Below are 19,648 nucleotides of genomic sequence, written 5' to 3'. Positions count from 1 at the left end.
CTTCTCCCCCAGCACTCCTGTCGCCATCACTCCCTCTCTTCCGTGCCCGCGACGCGGCCACCGCGTCGAACAAGTCCCGCAGCCGCCAGAATGAAAAGAGTCATTATAGTACACGAAATCCCGAATATTTCACCCGTTTTCGCGTAGATGGTCTCCCCCCCCCCGGGATGGATCCTGCCGGCCGCCGCACCCCGGAGTTCGTTTCCGATCCGGGCGACCACCTCCCCCCGCCGGTCGATGATCGCGCTGATTCCCGAGTTCGCCGCCCGGACCATCGGCCGCCGGAACTCCACCGACCGCATCCTCGCCATGGCCAGGTGCTGCCGGGGGGCCACCGTGTCCCCGAACCAGGCATCGTTCGTCACGTTGACGAGCCAGGTCGCCCCCTGGCGCACGCTGTCCCGGACGATCCCCGGGAACACCGCCTCGTAGCAGACCGAAGCCCCTGCCGGTGCCCCCCCCACGTCGAACAGGGAGGGGTCCGAACCGGCGGAGAAATCCTCCTCCCCCACGGTCAGTTTCTTCATGAAAAACAGAACGCTCCGGAGCGGGATATATTCCCCGAACGGGACCAGGTGCCGCTTGTCGTACCGTCCCCTCGCCACGCCTTCCCGATCGATATGGAACACGCTGTTGTAGTACCTTCCGCCGCCGGACGGCTCGAACCAGGGAGCCCCGAAGAGGATCGGAACCCCGGTCTCCAGCGCCACGTTGTCCACCAGGGCGCTCAGTGCAGTTTCCCAGCCGTAGAAGAAGGGAGCGGCCGTCTCCGGCCAGACGATCACCTCGGCCCCCATCCCTTTCGCCTCCCGGCTCAAGCCGGAGTAGATGTCGAGCGTGCCCCGCTGGTGCGCCGGGTCCCACTTGAGCGACTGGTCGATCCCCCCCTGGGCGATTCCCACGACGATTCCGGCGCCCCGCGGCGCCCCCTCCTGCCCGCGAACCTTCCAGGCTCCGTAGAGGAACAGGAAACCGACCAGGACCGCCGCTCCCGCGGCGGGAAGGAGGGCCCGCACGCGCGCTCCCCGTGCCAGCCGCATGCAGGCGATGAAGAAAAGGAGATTGACCGACGCCAGGAGGAACCCGATTCCCGCCATTCCCGCCAGGTCGGCGGCCTGGCGCAGCAGGAGACTTTCGGTAAGGGAATAGCCGAACAGCACCCAGGGAAATCCGGTGAACAGGACCGACCGGGCATATTCGACGCCGACCCAGGCCGCCGGAAAGGCGAGCAGTCCCGCTTCCCCGAACGAGTCCCGGAGGCGGAAGGCGATCGCGGCGGCCATGGAGACGTAGGCCCCCACGTAGGCCGACACCAGGAGGGCGGCGATTCCCCCGAGCGCCCACCCGAGATTCCCGGGCACCGCCACCGTGTAGGCGATCCAGTAGAACAGGAGGAGATTGGCCAGGGTCCCGGCGAGCAACCCCCATCGAGCGGCCTGCCTCGCGCCGGAGCAAGCGTCCGCCAGGAAGAGAAGCGGCACCAGGCAGACGAAGGGAAGCGCGGGGACGTCGTACCCCGGCATCCCGAGCGCATAGGAACCCGCAAAGAGGAGGGAAAGCGCGATCCGCTTCCCCGCGCCCGGCCCGGGAGCGTCCGCTCCCCCGGACTTCTTCTTCCGCTTCCCGGGCTTCATCCCCGCCCGGGCTCTTTCGCGAGGACCTTCCGGTATACCCGGAGCTCCATCCTGCGCATCCGGACCGCCTCCCCGCGTCCTGCCAGGTGATCCTGCCCGAGCAGGTGGAGGATCCCATGGACGATGAAGAAAAAGACTCTCTCCTCGGGCGATTCCGGCCACCCTTCCGTCCGGGAGAGGCAGGCATCGGCCGACACCAGGATATCTCCGGTGATCCTTCCGGCTTCGGCCTGCCCCGGGGCTTCCTCGGGAAAGGTAAGGACGGTCGTCGTTCCCTCGTGGCCGAGGAACCGCAGGTTCGCCCGCGCCATTTCGGCATCTCCGACGACGAGGATGCGGAGATCCGCGCCGGCCGCATCGAGAAGATCGAGCGCATTGCGGACGAGTCTCCTGAGGATCCTCCCACGGAACGGAGCCGGCCGCAGTCGTTGCTGGAGGCTGATCCCGCGCCGCTTCCCCGGCCGCTCAGGAGGAGGGCCGCTTCTCATGCCGCTCATAGGCCCGGATGATCTCCTGCACGATCGGATGGCGGACGACGTCGATCTCGGTGAACCGGCAGAAGCGGATCCCCTCCACCCCATCCAGGATCGAGAGCGCTTCGTTCAGGCCGGATACCTTTCCCGACGGCAGGTCGGTCTGCGTGATGTCCCCCGTGATCACCGCCTTGGAGCCGAACCCGATCCGGGTCAGGAACATCTTCATCTGCTCGGTGGTCGTGTTCTGCGCCTCGTCCAGGATGACGAAGGAGTCGTTCAGCGTCCGACCCCGCATGAACGCCAGCGGGGCGACCTCGATGACGCCCCGCTCCATCAGCTTCCCCGCCTGCTCGTACTCGAGCATCGCATAGAGGGCGTCGTGCAGCGGACGGAGGTAGGGGTTCACCTTTTCCGCCATGTCCCCCGGAAGGAACCCGAGCTTCTCCCCCGCCTCCACGGCGGGGCGGGCGAGCACGATCCGCCGGACCTCCTTCTTCATGAGATAGGATACCGCCATCGCCATGGCGAGAAACGTCTTCCCCGTTCCCGCGGGGCCGACGCCGAACACGATGTCCCGTTCCCGGATGGCGTCGAGATACCGCTTCTGCGCGACGCTCTTGGGGGTGATGATCTTGTTGCGAGACGAACGGAACACCACGTCCTGGAAGACGTCCGACACCTCCGCGTTGCGGTCGGCGCAGACGATCCGCAGGGCCGCCGCGACGTCGTTCGACGTCACCGGGATCCCCCTCCGGAGGACGTGGTAGAGGCCGGAGAGGACCTTCGAGGCGAGCTCTACCTGGAGCGGGTCCCCGGACAGGTCGACCTGGTTCCCCTTCGGGTTGCAGGAGACGCCCAGATGCCCCTCCACGATCCTCAGATGATCGTCGTGGGTGCCGAACAGATCCGCGAGCAGGGCGGAATCGTCGAAACGGAGCGTCTCCTCCCGCCGTTCTGCCTGCCTCACCCGTTCCTCCGATCCGTTAGAAAAACCCGGCCCATCCGCCGAAGGCCCCGATCGCCCGCGGGGAGAGGAGGACCATGTACGCCCACAGACCCGCGACCATGGCCGCGACCGCCCACACCGCGGCGCGGACCCATGCCACCCGCCGCCGATGCTTGAGGTCCGCCCGCGCGGCCCTCCAGGGATCCTCCCGTTCCTCGGCCTCGGCGACGACCTCCACCAGCCCGCGGTCGGTCAGGGCCCAGAGGGCCTTGATCCCCTCGAACCAGGTGAGACACGCTTTCCGGAACATCTTGTACGGGTCGCTGGAGTACTCCACCGCCTTCCAGACCGCCCTCTCCTCCGACGGCAGAACCTTGGAATCGATCCGGATCCCCTTCTTCGGGAAGACGAGAAATTTTCCGGACGGAAACCTCGCACGGATCCTCGGATACTCGTCGAGAAACTGGACCCCTTCCATCATGAGGACATCCGCCCGCATCGGGGTAGACATCCAGGAGGGAGGCCGGACGGCGAAGAGCTCGAACTGGTACTCCCCCTCCTTGATCATGAGGGCGTGGTACAGGCTCTCCTTCACCTGGAGATAGAGGTACCTTGAGAGAATCTCCCGCGTGATCTTTCCCTGTTCGACGAGAAGCTCCCCGAGCTTCTTCCCCTCCTTCTCCTGCATTGCGAGAAGGCGGCGAAGTTCCTCCTCCGTCAGGTATCCCGCGTCGACCATCATGTTCCCCAAAAGGTCCGCCCGCGCCTGCCGCCGGTCCGGCTGCACGTCGACGATCATCCCGTCGGTGAAGAGGAACACCGTCTTGCGTTCGTCCCCCTGGATCGTCAGGGCGCCCGACTTCCCCTGGGTCGCCACCAGCTGGAAGATCTCCGGGATGCCGAAGTCGGTAATCTTTCCCTTCACGCGCTACCTCCCCGCCGGCAGGATCCCAAGCTCCCGCTGCATCTTCCGGAAGGAACGGAGCCCGGCGACCGATCCCGCGAGCCATAAGACCGCCGCGAGGCCGATCGCCAGGAAGGTGACCGTTCTCTCGAGGTCGGCCACGATCGTCCCGCCATCCAGCGCGCCGATCGAGGAGGAAAGAAGCCCCAGCGACAGGGAAAGCAGGATCCCGTAGACCATCGTCCGGATCTCCTTCCCGGACCAGAGCCATCCGGAACCCGGGACAAGCACGGAGCACGCGCGCACGTAGGCGGTGTGCATCGCGATCCCCTGTCCCCTCCGGTCCGGTTCCCCGGTGTCGTTGGACGCTCCCGCGATGCGGGACCGGCACTGGTTGCAGAATTCATGGGCCTCCCGGCTTCCGACGATGAGGGTGCGCACGCCGCACCCGCGGCAGGTCCGGTTCACCCAGACCTTCATCGACAGCACTTTCCAGGCCCCCGCGATCAGCCAGACCAGGGCGAGGAACACCAGGGAGACGGTTGCGGAGAGCGGCCGGAAATAGAGGCGGAAGATGTCGCTTTCCCCGGCCTCCCGGATCCAGTCTCCCCGGAGGGCGAAAAAGGACTTCCAGATGTCCCCTACGTTCAGGGGCGACGCGATCCACTCCCCCTGCTCCATCTCGGCGGGACGGAGATTGTAGGGGGCCATCGCCTGGACCTTCTCCCAGGCCTCCGGCTGCAGGGCCCTCGACCTCTCCAGGTTGAACAGCCGCAGGTAGGCCTGATAGGCGTTCCATAACGTGGCCCCGTCTCCCGGCGCCTTCCGGAGCGCCTCCTCGAAATCGGCCAGCGCCTCTTCCAGTCTCCCCTGCTGCGCGCGCGCGATCCCCCGGTTGTTCAGGACCCCCGCCGGGGATCCTCCCCCGGAAACCAGCTCCGTCCAGATCTTCTCCGCCTCCGCGGCCTTTCCCGCCATCATGGCGGCTCTCCCCCTGGAAAAGCGGACCAGCCTCGAGATCGGCGCCCGCTCCTCCCCTTTCATCGGAAGATAGGAGGCGTCCGGCCACTCCTCCGGGAAATAGCCTTCCGTTCCCAGCCATCCTCCCCGCTGCACCTCTCCCGTCAACCGCTTCAGGGAATGCAGGACGCTCCCCCCGGCCAGCAGGGCCGCCAGCAATAGAATCACGCTGGTCATCATCAGGATCTCCGCCCGGCGCAGGTAGGCGGCGGAAAGGGCCAGCCAGATGCAGGCGGCGATCGCCAGCCCGAACCCGGCGAAGAGGGGGAGGAGAAAGAGCGCCGCCGCCGCCAGGACGGACAGGTAGCCCCCGCCCGGAAACCGGAAAAAACGGCCGATGTCGGATTCGAGCGAGGGACGGGCACGGAGAAAGAGTGCGATCGAGGCCCAGACCGCGAACCAGCAGACCGCGGCGGCCAGGAAGGAGATCAGCCAGGATGCGTACCCGAGCAGCGCGGGTCCGAACCGGCGCACCGCTCCCACCATGCCGTCGAAATCCCGCACCAGGTCCTGCATGCGGCCGCCGAGCAGGTCCTCCTTCACCAGCCAGGCCCACATCGGGACGGAGAGAGGCGCGACATCGGCCACCGCCCGCAGAAACGGCGCCCCGTCGCGTTTCCACCCTTCCCCGACCGCCTTCTCGTAGACCAGGTCCGCGACGGAGTTCAGGGAGAGTATCCCGTAGGCGTGCATCTCCTTGCGGAGAAGCCGCACCTGCTTCCCGAGCTCCTCCTCTTTCCCCGGCCCCGCGGCGGCCACCACCTTCTCCGCCCGGGCACGGACGGATTCCGCATACGAAGCGAAGGGGCCTCCCGCCTCGCAAGGCTCCGGGAACAGGGATCCGATGCATACGGGGAGCGTCAGAACGATCGTGAGGACAAGGAGGCGGAGACCGATGGGATTTTCCTTCCTCATAAAAGAGATATGATACCATTACCCGGAGGAAAAGCCGATATGGACGAATTCCGCAAGCTTGTCGGGATCATGGAGCGGCTCCGCTCCGAGGGCGGATGCGAGTGGGACAGGGCCCAGACCCATGCCACCCTCCGCCAGTACCTCCTGGAGGAGGCGTACGAGGTCCTGGATGCCATTTCCCGGAAGAATCCCGACTCGCTCTGCGAGGAGCTGGGCGACCTGCTGCTCCAGGTCCTCTTCCACGCCCAGATCTCCCGGGAACGGGGGGAATTCGACATTTCGGACGTGATCCGTTCCATCTCCGGGAAAATGATCCGGAGGCATCCCCACGTCTTCTCGAACGCGACCGCCGCGACTCCCGAAGCGGTTTCCCTCCAGTGGGACCATATCAAGAAGACGATGGAGAACAGGAATCCAGCCTCGATCATCGGAGGCGTCCCGCGCACCTTCCCCTCCCTTCTCCGGGCGGCGAAGATCACGAAGAAAGCGGCGCGGGCGGGGTTCGACTGGGAGAACAGCGGCCAGGTGCTCGCCAAGGTGGACGAAGAGACGGAGGAGCTGAAAACCGCCATCGAGCGGGGCGATCCGGACGAGATCGAGCACGAATTCGGGGATCTCCTCTTCGCCCTGGTAAATCTCGCCCGTTTCCTCCGGATCCACCCGGAGATCGCGATGTCCGGGGCGACCCGCCGCTTCGAGAAGCGGTTCCGGGCTATGGAAATAATCGCCGCGGAATCAGGCGTTTCCATCGAGAACGCCGATATGGAGACGCTGGACAGGCTCTGGGAAAAAGCGAAACGGATCTCCCGCTGACATCTCCCCCGTTCTCCACACCGGCTGTGGACTGGCTGGGGAAATCCCTGTGGATGTCCTCTCCGCGCTGCGCAGGAATTGCGGGTTATACAGTTTGCCTTTTTATTGGGCACTCTTTTCGCCCGCCACCGAGTTCCTTTCGAACCGGATCAGCGCTTCCTTGACCGCGGTCCCCTTTGCGAATCCCCCGATCCTCTGTCCCGCCGCGAGCACCCGGTGGCAGGGCAGGAGAAGCGGCCACCGGTTCCGGGAGAGGACGTTCCCCACGGCCCGTCCGGCGCCCGGTCTCCCGCAACGTTCCGCCAGCTTCCCGTACGTGATCGATTTCCCGTAGGGAACCTTCGCCAGCTCCTTCAGGACTTCCCGGGAAAAGGGGCTCACCCGGCTCCAGTCGAACCGGATGGCGGCGATCTCCTCCCTCCGGATGACCCTCCCCTTCCCGTACGCCAGGAGGAGATCCCCCGGCACCCCGTCCCCCCGCCGCGTCATCGCCGCTTCCGGGTACTTCGTTGCGAGTGCTTCCTCCAGCGCTTCAGGCGAGGACTCCCACTCGATGGAGCAGAGAAGCCCCTCCGCCATCACCGCGCAGGCGACTCCGAACGGAAGCTCCACGGGGCGGGATCGGGAAACGCGCCCCCCTCCCGAAGAAAGTGGCAGACCGGCTCCACCGTTCACCACCCTTACGGAACTCTTTTTCTTTGACATGGATAACCCTCTCATAGTAAATTTCTCCTTTGCCGGAAAATCGGCGACACCCCGAGGAGGATCCCGTTGGCCAGACTGAAATCGGGCATCAAGCGGCAGAAGCAGAGCCTGAAGAAACGAGCCAGGAACCGGCATATCCGTTCCACGGTCAAGACCGCCGTCAAGGAAGTCCGCTCCGCGATCGAGGAAAAGAACCTGGACAAGGCGGGAGAAATCCTCTCCAGGGCCGCCTCCCTCATCGGGCGTGCCGGCTCCAAGGGGGTCCTGCACCGGAAAACGGTCGCGCGCAAGGTGGCCCGGCTCTCCAGGGCGGTCCACAAGGCGTCCACGGCTTCGGCCGGGTAGCCCCGCTTCCCTCCTCACAGCAGAAGCCCAAGCATCCGGATCTCGAACAGCTGTTCCGGGGAAAGACCGCTACCCCCCTTCAATCCCGCATCGATCCTGGAAAGGGCGGAAAGCACCTCTCCCGCCCGCTCACGGGATACCGCCCCGGATCGCCCCCCCCGCCGGTACCCCTGTCCCGCGGCCCGTTTTCTCACCGTCCAGGCGATCGCTCCCACCAGGGCGTGGTAGTCGGACGACTCGGCCGAGGCGGCGAACCGCCGGAACTGCCCGATGCAGGCCTCCCGGTTCCGGGAGATCAGGTCGTCCGCCATGCGGAACGGGTCGACCGACCCGCCGGACACGCAGACCTGCCGGATCTCCTCCTCCCCGATCTCCTTCCGGTCGGCCGCGAACGCGAGAACCTTTGCCGTTTCCGCCCTGAGACGCGGATAATCGCCTCCCGTCCAGCGCACGAGGAAGAGAGCGACCTCCTCCGCCATTTCCTTCCCGGCCTCGACCGCCAGGCCGGAAACATACTCCGCCAGGATCCCGTCGGCCTGATCCTCCCGGAGCGAGGCCGCGCGAACCCCCGGAACGGCCGAAATCCCCCGCATCATATTGCGGTCCGAACAGGGGATCACCAGCAGGACGTCCGGATCGGGAGTCCCCAGATAGGAGAGGATCTCCGCCCGGGGCCCTTTCTTGACCTCCGCGAAGTCGGGGAGGAGGACCACCCGGAAGCGGAAGAAGAACGATGGGGTCCTCCAGCCCGGGACGGGCGATTCCCGCTCCATGTCGGGCGCGCTCGGGCGAAGCAGCTCCGCCGTCTCCCCTTCCCCGGCCAGGCGGGCGAGCCAGAGCTCCGCGACCATCTCCGCCAGGCCGGTTCCCTCCCCACCGAGCAGGAAGGCCGGGGTCGGCTTTCCCGAAATCCACCCCCGGAAAAAGGCGGGCACCTTCACAGGAGCACCTGCAGCGTCTGCCCGATCCGCCTCGCCATCCTCCGGCAGATCTCCTCGAACGCCATTCTACGGTTCGCCTCCGTGTACTGGAAATCGGTGCCGGAGAAATAGGAAGCGCTCTCCGAAAGCCCCTCCTCTTTCCAGAGAACGCGGCCGCGGACCCCCTCCACAACCCGGATATCGACCAGGAGGGTCATCCGGTGCTCCAGGGAAAACCGGTCCGCCCCGTGCGAGGAGACATCCTCCCGCACATCCCGGATCGTCCCCTCGACGAGGAAATCGGCGTTTCGCCTGTCGAAGATCCCGCGGAACCCTCCCCGCCGCATCTCCTCCCGCAGGCGTCCCGCGAGAAAGGCCCCCGCATCCGGGAAGAGGGAGGCGTTCGCGAAGGGACGGAGGTCCACCCGAACTTCGGAGGAGGAAAACCGTGAGTCCGGATCGCCCCGGAGGCGGTACCCGCAGGAGGACGGAAGGAGGAAGAGCAGGAAGAGGAACAGAGGGAGCGCCCGCCTCATGGCGTCACAGGACGATGTTCACGAGCTTCCCCGGCACGTAGACCACCTTGCGGATGGTTCCGTCCCGGGTGAACTCCTGAACCTTCGGGTCCGACATCGCCAGCGCCCGGATCTCCTCCTCCCCGGCGCCGGCGTCCACGGTGATCCGGGAGCGCAGCTTCCCGTTCACCTGGACGACCACGAGGATCTCCTCGGCGAGCGCCGCCTCACGGTCCAGCGCGGGCCATTCCTGCCGGCAGGCAAGCCCCTCGTTCCCCGTCGTCTCCCAGAGCTCCTCGCTGAGGTGCGGGGCGAACGGGGAGAGCATCACGATCAGGATCCGCACCGCTTCCCGGAGGGGGGGCGCCGTCTCCGGGGAGGTCCAGGCGGCGTCCTCCACCAGATAGAGGAAATTCACCATCTCCATGATCGAGGAGATCGCGGTGTTGAAGTGGAACCGGTCCTCGACGTCCCTGGTCACTTTCCGGAGCGTCCCGTGGGTCACGCGGCGGATTTCCCGGACCGCGTCGGTCTCGTTCCAGGCGGCACCTGCAGCCCGGAGCGCATCCTTTCGCTGCGCGACCAGGCGGTATACCCGCCCCAGGAACCGGTAGGCTCCCTCCACCCCGGCCTCGCTCCAGTCCAGATCCTTCTCCGGCGGGGAGGCGAACAGGGAAAAGAGCCGCGCGGTGTCCGCCCCGTACTTCGCCACGAGGGTGGAGGGCTCGACCACGTTGCGCTTCGACTTGGACATCTTCATCGAGCGCCCCATATCGACCGGCTCGCCGCACTGCCGGCAGCGCCACTCCCCGTCGACCTCCTCCGGGTAGCGCCACCCGTGCTTCGGGCACTCCATCGTCTGCATGCAGACCATCCCCTGCGAAAGGAGCCGGGCGAACGGCTCGTTCCCCGGAGCCAGCCCCCGATCCCGAAGGTACTTGTGGAAGAAGCGGGCGTAGATCAGGTGCATGCAGGCATGCTCCACCCCGCCCACATACTGGTCGACCGGCATGAAGCGCCGCATCTTCTCCGGGTCGAGCGGCTCCCGCTCGTTCCCCGGGTCGATGAACCGGAGGAAGTACCAGCTCGACTCGAAGAAGGTGTCGAAGGTGTCGGTCTCCCTGCGCGCCTTCTTCCCGCAGGCGGGGCAGGGAACCCGGACCCACTCCTCGGCCAGCGCCAGCGGATTTCCCTTCTCCCGGGAATAGGGGAGATCCTCCGGCAGGACCACCGGCAGATCCTTTTCCGGCACCGGGACCAGGCCGCAGGCCTCGCAGTGGATGACCGGGATGGGGCAGCCCCAGTAGCGCTGGCGGCTGATCCCCCAGTCGCGCAGGCGGTACTGCACCCTCCCCTTCCCGATCCCCCGCTCCTCGAAGAGGGCGATCACCTTCCGCTTGCCTTCCTCGTTCGGCGTCCCGGTGAAGGGGCCCGACTCCACCATGACCCCGGGTCCCTCGTAGGCGGCCGTCATCGTTTCCGGGGAAAGATCCTCCCCCTCCGGCCGGATGACCACCCTGACCGGAAGCCCGTACTTGCGGGCGAATTCGAAATCCCGCTGGTCGTGCGCCGGGACCGCCATCACCGCCCCCGTCCCGTACTCGTAGAGCACGAAGTTCGCGGTGTAGACCGGGATCCTTTCCCCCGACGCCGGGTTGAGGCAGTAGCCGCCGGTGAAGATCCCCTCCTTCTCCATCTCCTCGCTCGACCGGGAGGCGAGGTCCTGCCGGGAGACCCGCTCGACGAACTCCCGGACCTGCGCCTCGCGCCCCGCCTTCCGGGCGAACTCGAGCACGAGCGGATGCTCCGGGGCCATGCTCATGAAGGTGGCCCCGTAGATCGTGTCGGGACGGGTCGTGAACACGGTGATCGCTCCGCCGCCGTCCGCCAGGGGAAAGGAGAGCTCCGCCCCCTCGCTCTTCCCGATCCAGTTCCGCTGCATCTCCAGGATGTTGTCCGGCCACCCCCCGCGAAGCTCCTCGTGCCCAGAGAGAAGCTCCTCGGCGTACTGCGTGATCCGGAGGAACCACTGTTCGAGCTCCCGCTGGGTCACCGGCGTCTGGTCGTGGATGAAGCAGGTCCCGTCCCGGTTCACCTGCTCGTTCGCCAGAACGGTCTGGCATTCGTCGCACCAGTTCAGCCGGGCCCGCTTCCGGTAGGCGAGCCCGTCCTCCAGCATCCACAGGAAGAAGAGCTGCTCCCACCGGTAATACCCCGGGGAGCAGGTGGAGAACTCCCGGTCCCAGTCGTAGGAGATCCCCAGCTCCTTGAGCTGCTCCCGCATGACCCGGATATTCTCCCGGGTCCAGGCGGCCGGGTGGGTCCCGTGGCGGTGCGCGGCGTTCTCCGCGGGAAGCCCGAAGGCGTCCCAGCCGATCGGGTGGAGGACCTGGAACCCCCGCATCCGCCGGAAGCGGGCGATCAGGTCCCCGATCGTGTAGACCCGGACATGCCCCATGTGGATCCGGCCGGAGGGATAGGGGAACATCTCGAGGCAGTAGAATTTCGGGGCGGACAGCTCGTCGGGGCACCGGAACACCCCCGCCTCCTCCCACCGCTTCTGCCACTTCCCCCCGATCTTCTCCGGGTGATACTTCACGGGCTCCCTTTCCGGTTCGTGATTTCGCAGATCCGGTCGAGGATGCCGTTCAGGAAGGCCCCCGACTCCCCGGACCCGAACTTCTTTCCCAGCTCCACCGCCTCGTTGATCGCCACCGCGAAGGGGACGTCGGGCGAGTGGAGAATCTCGAAGGCCCCCAGCCTCAGGATGTTCCGGTCGACGAAGGTCATCCGGTCGATCCGCCAGTTTTCCGCCGCTTTCCCGATCAGCTCGTCGATCTGCTCCCGGTGCTCCCAGACGCCGGCGAGGGCCTCCCGGTAGTATTCCGGGTCGGGCGGCTCCCCCGCGAACAGACCAAAAAGGGGGATGGCCTTCTCCGGGCCAACCCCCAGGACATCCATCATGAAGAGCGTTTGAAAGACCTTTTCCCGAGACGCCCGCCGCACTCCCGTCCGCTCCCGCCCCTCCGCGGCTACATCTGGCGCAGCAGCCGGGCCATCTCGATGGCCGTCACGGCCGCCTCGAACCCCTTGTTCCCGGACTTGGTCCCGGCCCGCTCGATCGCCTGCTCGATCGTGTCTGTCGTGAGGACCCCGAAGGCCACCGGCACCCCGGAATCGAGCGTCACCTGCGCGACCCCCTTGGTGACCTCCGCGCTCAGGTACTCGAAGTGGGGGGTCCCCCCCCGGATCAGGGCCCCCAGCGCGATCACGGCGTCGACCTTGCCCGCCGCCGCCTTCCGTACCGCGAGCGGCAGCTCGAACGACCCCGGAACCCTCACGAGGGAGATGTCCTTCTCCTGGACTCCGTGCCTCCGCAGGGCGTCCAGCGCCCCCTCGACGAGCCGGTCCGTGATGAAGCCGTTGAACCGTGAAACCACGACCGCCACCTTGAGCCCCTGTCCCTGCAGGTCTCCCTCTATCGTCCTCACCGTCTCCCTCCTCAGTCGACTTCCAGGATGTGGCCCAGTTTCGCCTTCTTGGTCTTGAGGTACTCGATGTTGTCGCGGGTCGGGGGGATCTCCACCGGCACCCGCTCGACCACCCGGAGCCCGTACCCCTCCAGGCCGATGATCTTCTTCGGGTTGTTCGTCAGCAGGCGGATCTCCCGGACCCCCAGGTCCACGAGGATCTGCGCCCCCACGCCGTAGTCCCGCAGATCCGGCTTGAAGCCGAGCTTCTGGTTCGCCTCGACGGTGTCGAAGCCCTCGTCCTGGAGCCGGTAGGCGCGGATCTTGTTCTCCAGCCCGATCCCCCGCCCCTCCTGCCGCATGTAGAGGAAGATCCCCACCCCTTCCGTCTCGATCCTCGTCAGCGCGATGTGGAGCTGCTCGCCGCAGTCGCACCGGAGCGACCCGAACACGTCGCCGGTCAGGCACTCGGAGTGAACCCGCACGAGGACCGGCCGGTCGGGCTGGATCTCCCCCTTGACCAGGGCGACATGCGTTTCCCCGTTCAGCGTGTTCCGGTAGGCGATCGCCCGGAACTCGTACCCTCCCTGGACCGGCAGCCGCGTCTCCCCCACCCGGGTGACCAGCCGCTCCGTCCGCATCCGGTATTCCACGAGGTCCCGGATCGAGGCGATCCGCAGCCGGTGCTCCTGCGCGAAGATCTCGAGGTCGGGCATCCTCGCCATCGTCCCGTCCTCGTTCATGATCTCGCAGATCACGCCGGCGGGGGTCAGCCCCGCCAGCCGCGCCAGGTCGACCGACCCCTCGGTCTGCCCGGTCCGGACCAGCACCCCTCCCTTTCGCGCGACGATCGGAAAGACGTGGCCGGGGCGCACCAGGTCCTCCGGACGCGTCTTCTCCGCGATCACGGCCCGGATCGTCGTCGCCCGGTCGTGGGCCGAGATCCCGGTGGTCACCCCCTTGCGCGCCTCGATCGACACGGTGAAGGCGGTTCCGTAGGGGGAGGAGTTCTCGTGCACCATCTGGGGGAGCTGGAGCTGCCTCGCCCTCTCCTCGGTGATGCTCAGGCAGACAAGCCCCCGCCCGTACCGGGTCATGAAGTTGATCGCCTCGGGAGCGATGTGCTCCGCCGCGATCATCAGATCGCCCTCGTTCTCCCGGTCCTCGTCGTCGACGAGGATGATCATCCTCCCCGCGCGGATCTCTCCGAGCGCTTCCTCGATGGCCGCCAGCGGCATGCTCCTCTTCCCTTTCCTACGCGAATCCATGTTTTTTCAGGAAATCCCTGGACACGCCGTCCCCAAGGCCCTCGAGAAACCGCAGGACATATTTCCCGACGATGTCGGTTTCCACGTTGACCGGACCCCCGGGGCGCATGCCCCCCCATGTCGTCCGCCCCAGAGTCAGGGGAATCAGGGCGACCTCGAACCCGTCCGTTCGGACGGAACTGACCGTGAGGCTGACGCCGTCCACGGCCACCGCGCCTTTGTATACCACGAATTTCATTATAGAAGGATCGGCCTGGATATGGAATACCCGCGAATCGCCCTCAAGGCGGATTTCGCGCACCGTTCCGGTCCCGTCGACATGGCCGTAGACCAGGTGCCCGTCCAGCCGGGCGGAAAGGGAGAGCGACCGCTCGAGGTTCACCCGGGTACCGGTCCGGTACGTGCCGAAGGTCGTGCGGGAGAGGGTCTCCGCGGAGAGATTCGCGGTGAACTCCTTCCCCTCCTTCCCGGTCACCGTGATGCAGGCGCCGGATACGGCGACGGAGTCCCCGATCCGGACCTCGGAAAGGGGAAGCGCCGTCGCCACCCGCAGCAGGGCTCCTCCCGCCCGCCGGGTCAGGGATACGACGGTGCCCACATCCTCCACGATCCCCGAGAACATCTATCCTCCGACCTTTCTCGCCCGTTTCCGGGCCGTTGCGCCTTTCGGACGCCTCGCAGGCTCCGCCGTGATCATGAGGTCCTCCCCCACCCGGCGCACCGATGTAAACGAGAGCCGCTTCCCCTTCCCTGGAGCGGCGGCGGCGAAACCGGCGAGCGACCGGACCCCTTCCCCCAACAGCAGGGGGGCGACGAAGAGGACGAACCGGTCCACGGCGCCGGCCGACACGAGCCATCCGGCCGTCTCCCCCCCACCTTCCACCAACAACGAGGTTATCCCTTCCCGCCCCAGCGCCGCAAGGAAAACCCCCGCGCCGACGCGCCCGTTGCGGGAAGGAAGCAGGAGCACCCGCGCGCCGCCCTCCCGCAGGCGGTCGACCGACCGCGCGGGAACCCCCTTGGGGCATACGAAGAGGGTGCCTCTCCCCCGTTCCCGCATCATCCGGCTCCGCGCCGCGCCGGAAAGATCCGAGGTCAGCACCACCCGCACCGGGTCCCGGGCCCCCGGCACCCGGGCGGTCAGCAGCGGGTCGTCCGCCCGGAAGGTCTTTCCCCCGACCAGGACGGCGTCGCTCTTGGCCCGCATCCGGTGGACCATCCTCCTCGCCTTTTCCCCCGTGATCCAGCGGGAGCCCCCCGACGCGGCGGCGATCTGCCCGTCCAGGGAAAGGGCAAGCTTCAGCGTCACGAAGGGGCGGCCGGCGACGATCCAGCGACAGAAGGGCTCGTTCAGGAAGCGCGCCTCGCGCTCGAGCAATCCGGAGTGGACGAGGATCCCGGCCTTCCGAAGCCCTCGGAACCCCTTCCCCCGCACGAGCGGGTTCGGGTCCTCCATCGCCGAGGCGACCCTCCGGATCCCGGCCGCCGCGATCGCCTCCGTGCAGGGGCCGGTTCTCCCGGTGTGGGCGCACGGCTCGAGGGTGACGTACAGGTCGGCCCCGCGGGCCCGGCGTCCGGCGTCGCGGATCGCCTCGATCTCCGCGTGGGGCATCCCGGCGGACCGGTGGTATCCCGATCCCACGACCTTCCCTCCGCCCACGAGGACGGCCCCGACGGCGGGGTTCGGCGAAGTCCGGGGGATCCCCTTCCGGGCCAGCCGGAGGGCGAGCCGCATGAACTCGGGGCGTGGGAAATCCATCCGGCTACGGCTTCGGCGGGCGTTCGGGAGACTCCGAGATCAGCGTCTTGATCTCCTCCACGAACTGACTGATGTCCTTGAACTGGCGGTAGACGGAGGCGAACCGGACGTAGGCCACGTCGTCGAGCGAGAGGAGCGCCGCCATCACCCGCTCCCCGATCTGGATCGAGGAGATCTCCTTTTCCCCGGAGGCCTGGAATCCGGCCTCCAGTCCATCCACCACCCGCTCGATCGTGGCGTAGCTCACCGGCCGCTTCTCGCAGGCCTTCAGGATCCCCGAGAGGATCTTCTGCCGGTCGAAGGGCTCCCGCCGGCCGTCCCGCTTCACGACCAGCGGACGCTCCTCCTCGATCCGCTCGTAGGTGGTGAACCTCCGCTGGCAGGAGAGGCACTCCCGCCGCCTCCGGATCACGTCCCCCTCCTTGCCCACCCGGGAGTCGACCACCTTGTTGTCCGCGTGGCCGCACCGGGGGCACTTCACGGGGAGCTCCTCTCCACCCGGACGAGGTCGAGGCCGACCTCGGAGAGCATCTGCTCGGTGAGCGTGTCGCAGTAGCCGTCGAGGTAGTAGATCTTCCGGACCCCGGAGTTGATCAGCATCTTCGCGCAGATGATGCAGGGAAGGTTCGTGCAGTAGAGGACCGCCCCCTTCGTGGACACCCCGTGGAGCGCGGCCTGGATGATGGCGTTCTGCTCGGCGTGCAGCCCCCGGCAGAGCTCGTGCCGCTCCCCGGAGGGAACGCCCAGCTTCTCCCGGAGACAGCCGGTCTCCTCGCAGTGGGTGACGCCGGAGGGGACGCCGTTGTACCCGGTGGCCAGCAGCCGCTTGTCCCGGACCAGCACCGCGCCGACCGCGCGTCGAAGGCAGGAGGAGCGCAGGGAGGCGAGCCTCGCCATCTCCATGAAGTAGGTGTCCCAGTCGGGGCGGACCCGGGGACCCGTCTGCATCGTTCTACCTCCCGGCGGGGGAAGCCAGCCGTTCCGGGTAGAGCGGGAACCGCTCGCAGAGCGTCCGGACCTCGGAGGCGACCCGCTTCTCCGTCGCGGCGTCCCCGGGGGAGGAGAGGATCTCCGCGATCATCGCGCCGATCCGCTCCATCTCCGGCTCCTTCATCCCGCGGGTGGTCACCGCGGGGGTGCCGATCCGGACCCCGCTCGTGATGAAGGGGCTCCTCGTCTCGAAGGGGACGGTGTTCTTGTTCACCGTGATCCCGACCCGCTCCAGCGCCTCCTCCCCCTCTTTTCCGGTCAGCGGGGTTTCTTTCAGGTTCACCAGCATCAGGTGGTTGTCGGTCCCGCCGGAGACCAGCCGGAACCCCCGGGCCGCGATCGCCCGGGCCATCGCCGCGGCGTTCGCGAGGATCTGCCTCTGGTACTCCCGGAACTCCGGCGTCATCGCCTCCTTCAGCGCCACCGCCTTGGCGGCGATGACATGCATGAGCGGTCCGCCCTGGATCCCCGGAAAGATCGAGGAGTTGAGCTTCTTCGCCATCTCCTCCCGGCAGAGGATCATCCCGGCCCGGGGACCCCGCAGCGTCTTGTGCGTCGTGGTGGTGACGAACTCGCAGTAGGGAACCGGGTTCGGGTGCAGCCCGACCGCCACCAGCCCCGCCACGTGGGCGATGTCGGCCATCACCATCGCGCCGGACTCGTCGGCGATCTCCCGGAAGGGCTTGAAGTCGATGATCCTCGGGTAGGCGGAGGCTCCCACGACGATCAGCTTCGGGCGGTGCTTGAGCGCGAGTTCCCGGACCTGGTCGAAATCGATCCTCTCGGTGTCCGGCCGGACCCCGTAGGCCACCACCTGGAAAAGCTTCCCGGAGAAGTTCACCGGGCTGCCGTGGGTCAGGTGCCCCCCGTGGGAGAGGTTCATCCCCAGCATCGTGTCGCCGGGGCTCATCACGGAGAGGTAGACCGCCATGTTCGCCTGGGAGCCGGAGTGGGGCTGGACGTTCGCATGCTCGGCCCCGAAGATCTGCTTCGCCCGCTCGATCGCCAGCGACTCGGCCCGGTCGACGAACTCGCAGCCGCCGTAGTACCGCTTCCCGGGGTACCCCTCGGCATACTTGTTCGTCAGCACGGAGCCGGTGGCCTCCAGCACCGCCTCGCTCACGAAGTTCTCGGAGGCGATCAGCTCCAGCGTGTGGGCCTGGCGCTCCGTCTCCTTCCGGATCGCCTCGTAGATCTCGGGATCGACCGCCTTCAGGTGGGACATCCGATGGCTCCTTCCACGGCCGGCGCTCCCCGGCGTTGCTCTATGCTGCGGATCTTGGAAAGCCGACCCTCGTGGCGCCCCCCGTCGAACGTCTCAGAAAGAAACAGGCGGAGCCGCGACAGGACCTCCTCGGGCCGCATGGTCCTCGCCCCGAAGACCACCACGTTCGCGTCGTTGTGCCGGCGCGCATACCGGGCGGTCGTGTCGTCGTAGAGGAGGGCGGCTCGCACCCCGGGGACCTTGTTCGCGGCGATCGACATCCCGACCCCGGTTCCGCAGACCAGGATTCCCAGCCGGACCGCCCCCGAGGCGACCCGCTCCGCGACCGCCTCCCCGTAATCCGGGTAGTCCACGGCGCACCCGTCTCCGGGACCCAGGTCCTCGACCGGGTAGCCCGACTCCGCCAGCTCCCGCAGGATCCCCGCCTTCATCTCCACCCCCGCATGGTCGGAGGCTACGGCGACGGGGTAGAGGTCCTTCGTCATGCGGCTACCCGGAAAACCGCCCGAAGAGAAGGCAGGAGTTCGTGCCGCCGAACCCGAAGGAGTTCGACAGGGCGTACCGGATCTCCTTCCTCCGGGCCGCGTTGGGAACGTAGTCCAGGTCGCACTCCGGATCGGGCGTGGTGTAGTTGATCGTGGGAGGGATCACCCCGTCGCGCAGCGCGAGCACGCAGAAGGCCCCCTCGATCGCGCCGGCGGCCCCCAGCAGGTGTCCCGTCATCGACTTCGTGGAGCTCACCATGAGGTTTCGCGCACGCTCCCCGAACACCGTCTTGATCGCCATCGTCTCGAACTGGTCGTTGTACGGAGTGGAGGTGCCGTGGGCGTTGATATACTCGACCTCCTCCGCCCTCACCCGCGCATCCTCGAGCGCCGCCCGCATGCACCGGACGGCCCCCTCCCCGCCCGGCGGCGGGGCCGTGACATGGTGCGCGTCCCCCGAGGCACCGTAGCCGGAGAGCTCGGCGTAGATCTTCGCCCCCCGTTTCCGGGCGAACTCGAGCTCCTCCAGGATCAGGATCGCCGCCCCCTCCCCCATGACGAAGCCGTCCCGGTCCTTGTCGAAGGGACGCGAGGCCTTCTCCGGCTCGCCGTTGCGGGAGGAAAGGGCCTTCATGGCGCAGAACCCCCCCAGCCCCATCGGAGTGATCGTCGCCTCGGATCCTCCGGCGATCACCACGTCGCAGACCCCCCGCCGGATCGTCATGAGCGCCTCCCCGACGGCATGGCTGGAGGCGGCGCAGGCGGTGGTGGTCGTGATGTTCGGCCCCTTGGCGCCGTACCTGATCGCGATGTGCCCAGGGGCAAGGTTGGAGATCAGCATCGGGATGAAGAAGGGGCTGATTTTTCGCACCCCCTCCTCGAGGTAGGCCTGGTGGTACCGCTCGAGCGTCGAGAGCCCGCCGAGACCGCTTCCCATGAAGACGCCGGCCCTGGGAGCCAGCTCCCCGTCGATGGAAAGCCCGGCGTCCTCCATGGCCAGATGCGCGGACGCCATCGCCAGGTGGATGAAGCGATCCATCCGCTTGATCTCCTTGCGGTCGACGAAGTCCTCGGGGACGAACCCCTTGATCTCCGCGGCGATCGTGGTCGGGAACTGCGAGGCGTCGAACCTCGTGATCGGACCGACCCCCGATTTCCCGGCGAGGATCGCCTCCCACGTCGGCCCCGTGCCGACGCCCAGCGGCGTGACCATTCCCAACCCCGTGACGACAACCCTGCGCATCCGCAACCTCCGTGC

At 67.2% G+C, this 19,648-nt stretch carries 21 protein-coding genes; 2 read left to right on the top strand and 19 right to left on the bottom strand.

Features of this window, described 5'->3' with window-relative positions:
• Positions 1-26: 26 nt before the first annotated feature.
• The 5 genes from A2X88_00765 to A2X88_00745 are packed head-to-tail and all read right to left on the bottom strand — an operon-like array spanning position 27 to position 5,895.
• On the bottom strand, positions 27-1,634 hold the full coding sequence (locus A2X88_00765) for an apolipoprotein N-acyltransferase (GenBank protein OGP34501.1): 1,608 nt from the start codon (positions 1,632-1,634) through the stop codon (positions 27-29).
• The gene (locus A2X88_00760) at positions 1,631-2,122 is read right to left on the bottom strand and encodes an rRNA maturation RNase YbeY (GenBank protein ID OGP34500.1); all 492 of its coding nucleotides are present in this window, start codon (positions 2,120-2,122) and stop codon (positions 1,631-1,633) included. The genes A2X88_00765 and A2X88_00760 overlap by 4 nt, the downstream gene beginning before the upstream one ends.
• Positions 2,100-3,077 (bottom strand): phosphate starvation-inducible protein PhoH, encoded by a 978-nt coding sequence (locus tag A2X88_00755; GenBank protein ID OGP34499.1) that lies wholly within the window; start codon positions 3,075-3,077, stop codon positions 2,100-2,102. Before A2X88_00755 ends, A2X88_00760 begins: the two co-directional genes overlap by 23 nt.
• 16 nt (positions 3,078-3,093) lie before the next feature.
• Positions 3,094-3,981, bottom strand: coding sequence for a hypothetical protein (locus tag A2X88_00750; GenBank protein OGP34498.1), 888 nt, complete (start codon positions 3,979-3,981; stop codon positions 3,094-3,096).
• Positions 3,982-3,984: 3 nt separating this feature from the next.
• The gene (locus A2X88_00745) at positions 3,985-5,895 is read right to left on the bottom strand and encodes a hypothetical protein (GenBank protein ID OGP34497.1); all 1,911 of its coding nucleotides are present in this window, start codon (positions 5,893-5,895) and stop codon (positions 3,985-3,987) included.
• 39 nt (positions 5,896-5,934) lie between these two features.
• Here A2X88_00745 and A2X88_00740 point away from each other — a divergent pair, with 39 nt between their 5' ends.
• Positions 5,935-6,708 carry a nucleoside triphosphate pyrophosphohydrolase gene (locus A2X88_00740; GenBank protein ID OGP34496.1) on the top strand — a complete coding sequence of 258 codons (774 nt, stop codon included), beginning with the start codon at positions 5,935-5,937 and terminating at the stop codon, positions 6,706-6,708.
• 102 nt (positions 6,709-6,810) lie between these two features.
• Here A2X88_00740 and A2X88_00735 read toward each other — a convergent pair whose 3' ends face one another.
• Positions 6,811-7,320 (bottom strand): hypothetical protein, encoded by a 510-nt coding sequence (locus tag A2X88_00735; GenBank protein ID OGP34495.1) that lies wholly within the window; start codon positions 7,318-7,320, stop codon positions 6,811-6,813.
• Positions 7,321-7,479: 159 nt separating this feature from the next.
• Between A2X88_00735 and A2X88_00730 the strand changes: the two genes are divergently transcribed.
• On the top strand, positions 7,480-7,758 hold the full coding sequence (locus tag A2X88_00730; GenBank protein OGP34494.1) for a 30S ribosomal protein S20: 279 nt from the start codon (positions 7,480-7,482) through the stop codon (positions 7,756-7,758).
• A 14-nt stretch (positions 7,759-7,772) separates the two neighbouring features.
• Here the strand turns inward: A2X88_00730 and A2X88_00725 are convergent, their stop codons facing one another.
• The 13 genes from A2X88_00725 to A2X88_00665 form a co-directional block, all read right to left on the bottom strand.
• Entirely contained in the window at positions 7,773-8,699 is a 927-nt protein-coding gene (locus tag A2X88_00725; protein ID OGP34493.1) for a hypothetical protein, read from the bottom strand.
• A complete protein-coding gene (locus A2X88_00720) occupies positions 8,696-9,214 on the bottom strand; it encodes a hypothetical protein (protein ID OGP34492.1) in 519 nt (172 codons plus the stop codon). Before A2X88_00720 ends, A2X88_00725 begins: the two co-directional genes overlap by 4 nt.
• Before the next feature lie 4 nt (positions 9,215-9,218).
• Complete coding sequence (locus tag A2X88_00715; protein OGP34491.1) at positions 9,219-11,792, bottom strand: leucine--tRNA ligase; 2,574 nt, start codon at positions 11,790-11,792, stop codon at positions 9,219-9,221.
• Positions 11,789-12,157, bottom strand: coding sequence for a transcription antitermination factor NusB (locus A2X88_00710; GenBank protein ID OGP34525.1), 369 nt, complete (start codon positions 12,155-12,157; stop codon positions 11,789-11,791). The genes A2X88_00715 and A2X88_00710 overlap by 4 nt, the downstream gene beginning before the upstream one ends.
• Positions 12,158-12,225: 68 nt before the next feature.
• Entirely contained in the window at positions 12,226-12,684 is a 459-nt protein-coding gene (locus tag A2X88_00705; GenBank protein OGP34490.1) for a 6,7-dimethyl-8-ribityllumazine synthase, read from the bottom strand.
• An 11-nt stretch (positions 12,685-12,695) separates the two neighbouring features.
• Positions 12,696-13,901 (bottom strand): bifunctional 3,4-dihydroxy-2-butanone 4-phosphate synthase/GTP cyclohydrolase II, encoded by a 1,206-nt coding sequence (locus tag A2X88_00700; protein OGP34489.1) that lies wholly within the window; start codon positions 13,899-13,901, stop codon positions 12,696-12,698.
• 16 nt (positions 13,902-13,917) lie between these two features.
• The gene (locus A2X88_00695; GenBank protein OGP34488.1) at positions 13,918-14,553 is read right to left on the bottom strand and encodes a riboflavin synthase subunit alpha; all 636 of its coding nucleotides are present in this window, start codon (positions 14,551-14,553) and stop codon (positions 13,918-13,920) included.
• Positions 14,554-15,690 carry a riboflavin biosynthesis protein RibD gene (locus A2X88_00690; protein ID OGP34487.1) on the bottom strand — a complete coding sequence of 379 codons (1,137 nt, stop codon included), beginning with the start codon at positions 15,688-15,690 and terminating at the stop codon, positions 14,554-14,556.
• A gap of 4 nt (positions 15,691-15,694) precedes the next feature.
• Positions 15,695-16,171 carry a transcriptional regulator NrdR gene (locus A2X88_00685; GenBank protein OGP34486.1) on the bottom strand — a complete coding sequence of 159 codons (477 nt, stop codon included), beginning with the start codon at positions 16,169-16,171 and terminating at the stop codon, positions 15,695-15,697.
• Entirely contained in the window at positions 16,168-16,638 is a 471-nt protein-coding gene (locus tag A2X88_00680) for a cytidine deaminase (protein OGP34485.1), read from the bottom strand. The genes A2X88_00685 and A2X88_00680 overlap by 4 nt, the downstream gene beginning before the upstream one ends.
• A gap of 4 nt (positions 16,639-16,642) precedes the next feature.
• Positions 16,643-17,905, bottom strand: coding sequence for a serine hydroxymethyltransferase (glyA, locus tag A2X88_00675; protein OGP34484.1), 1,263 nt, complete (start codon positions 17,903-17,905; stop codon positions 16,643-16,645).
• Positions 17,893-18,390, bottom strand: coding sequence for a hypothetical protein (locus A2X88_00670; GenBank protein ID OGP34483.1), 498 nt, complete (start codon positions 18,388-18,390; stop codon positions 17,893-17,895). The genes glyA and A2X88_00670 overlap by 13 nt, the downstream gene beginning before the upstream one ends.
• Positions 18,391-18,394: 4 nt before the next feature.
• A complete protein-coding gene (locus A2X88_00665; protein OGP34482.1) occupies positions 18,395-19,633 on the bottom strand; it encodes a beta-ketoacyl-[acyl-carrier-protein] synthase II in 1,239 nt (412 codons plus the stop codon).
• Positions 19,634-19,648 lie beyond the last annotated feature (15 nt).

It is taken from the genome of Deltaproteobacteria bacterium GWC2_65_14, from assembly GCA_001797615.1.
Classification (GTDB): domain Bacteria; phylum Desulfobacterota; class Deferrimicrobia; order Deferrimicrobiales; family Deferrimicrobiaceae; genus GWC2-65-14.
This window is presented reverse-complemented; position numbering and strand designations above follow the sequence as displayed.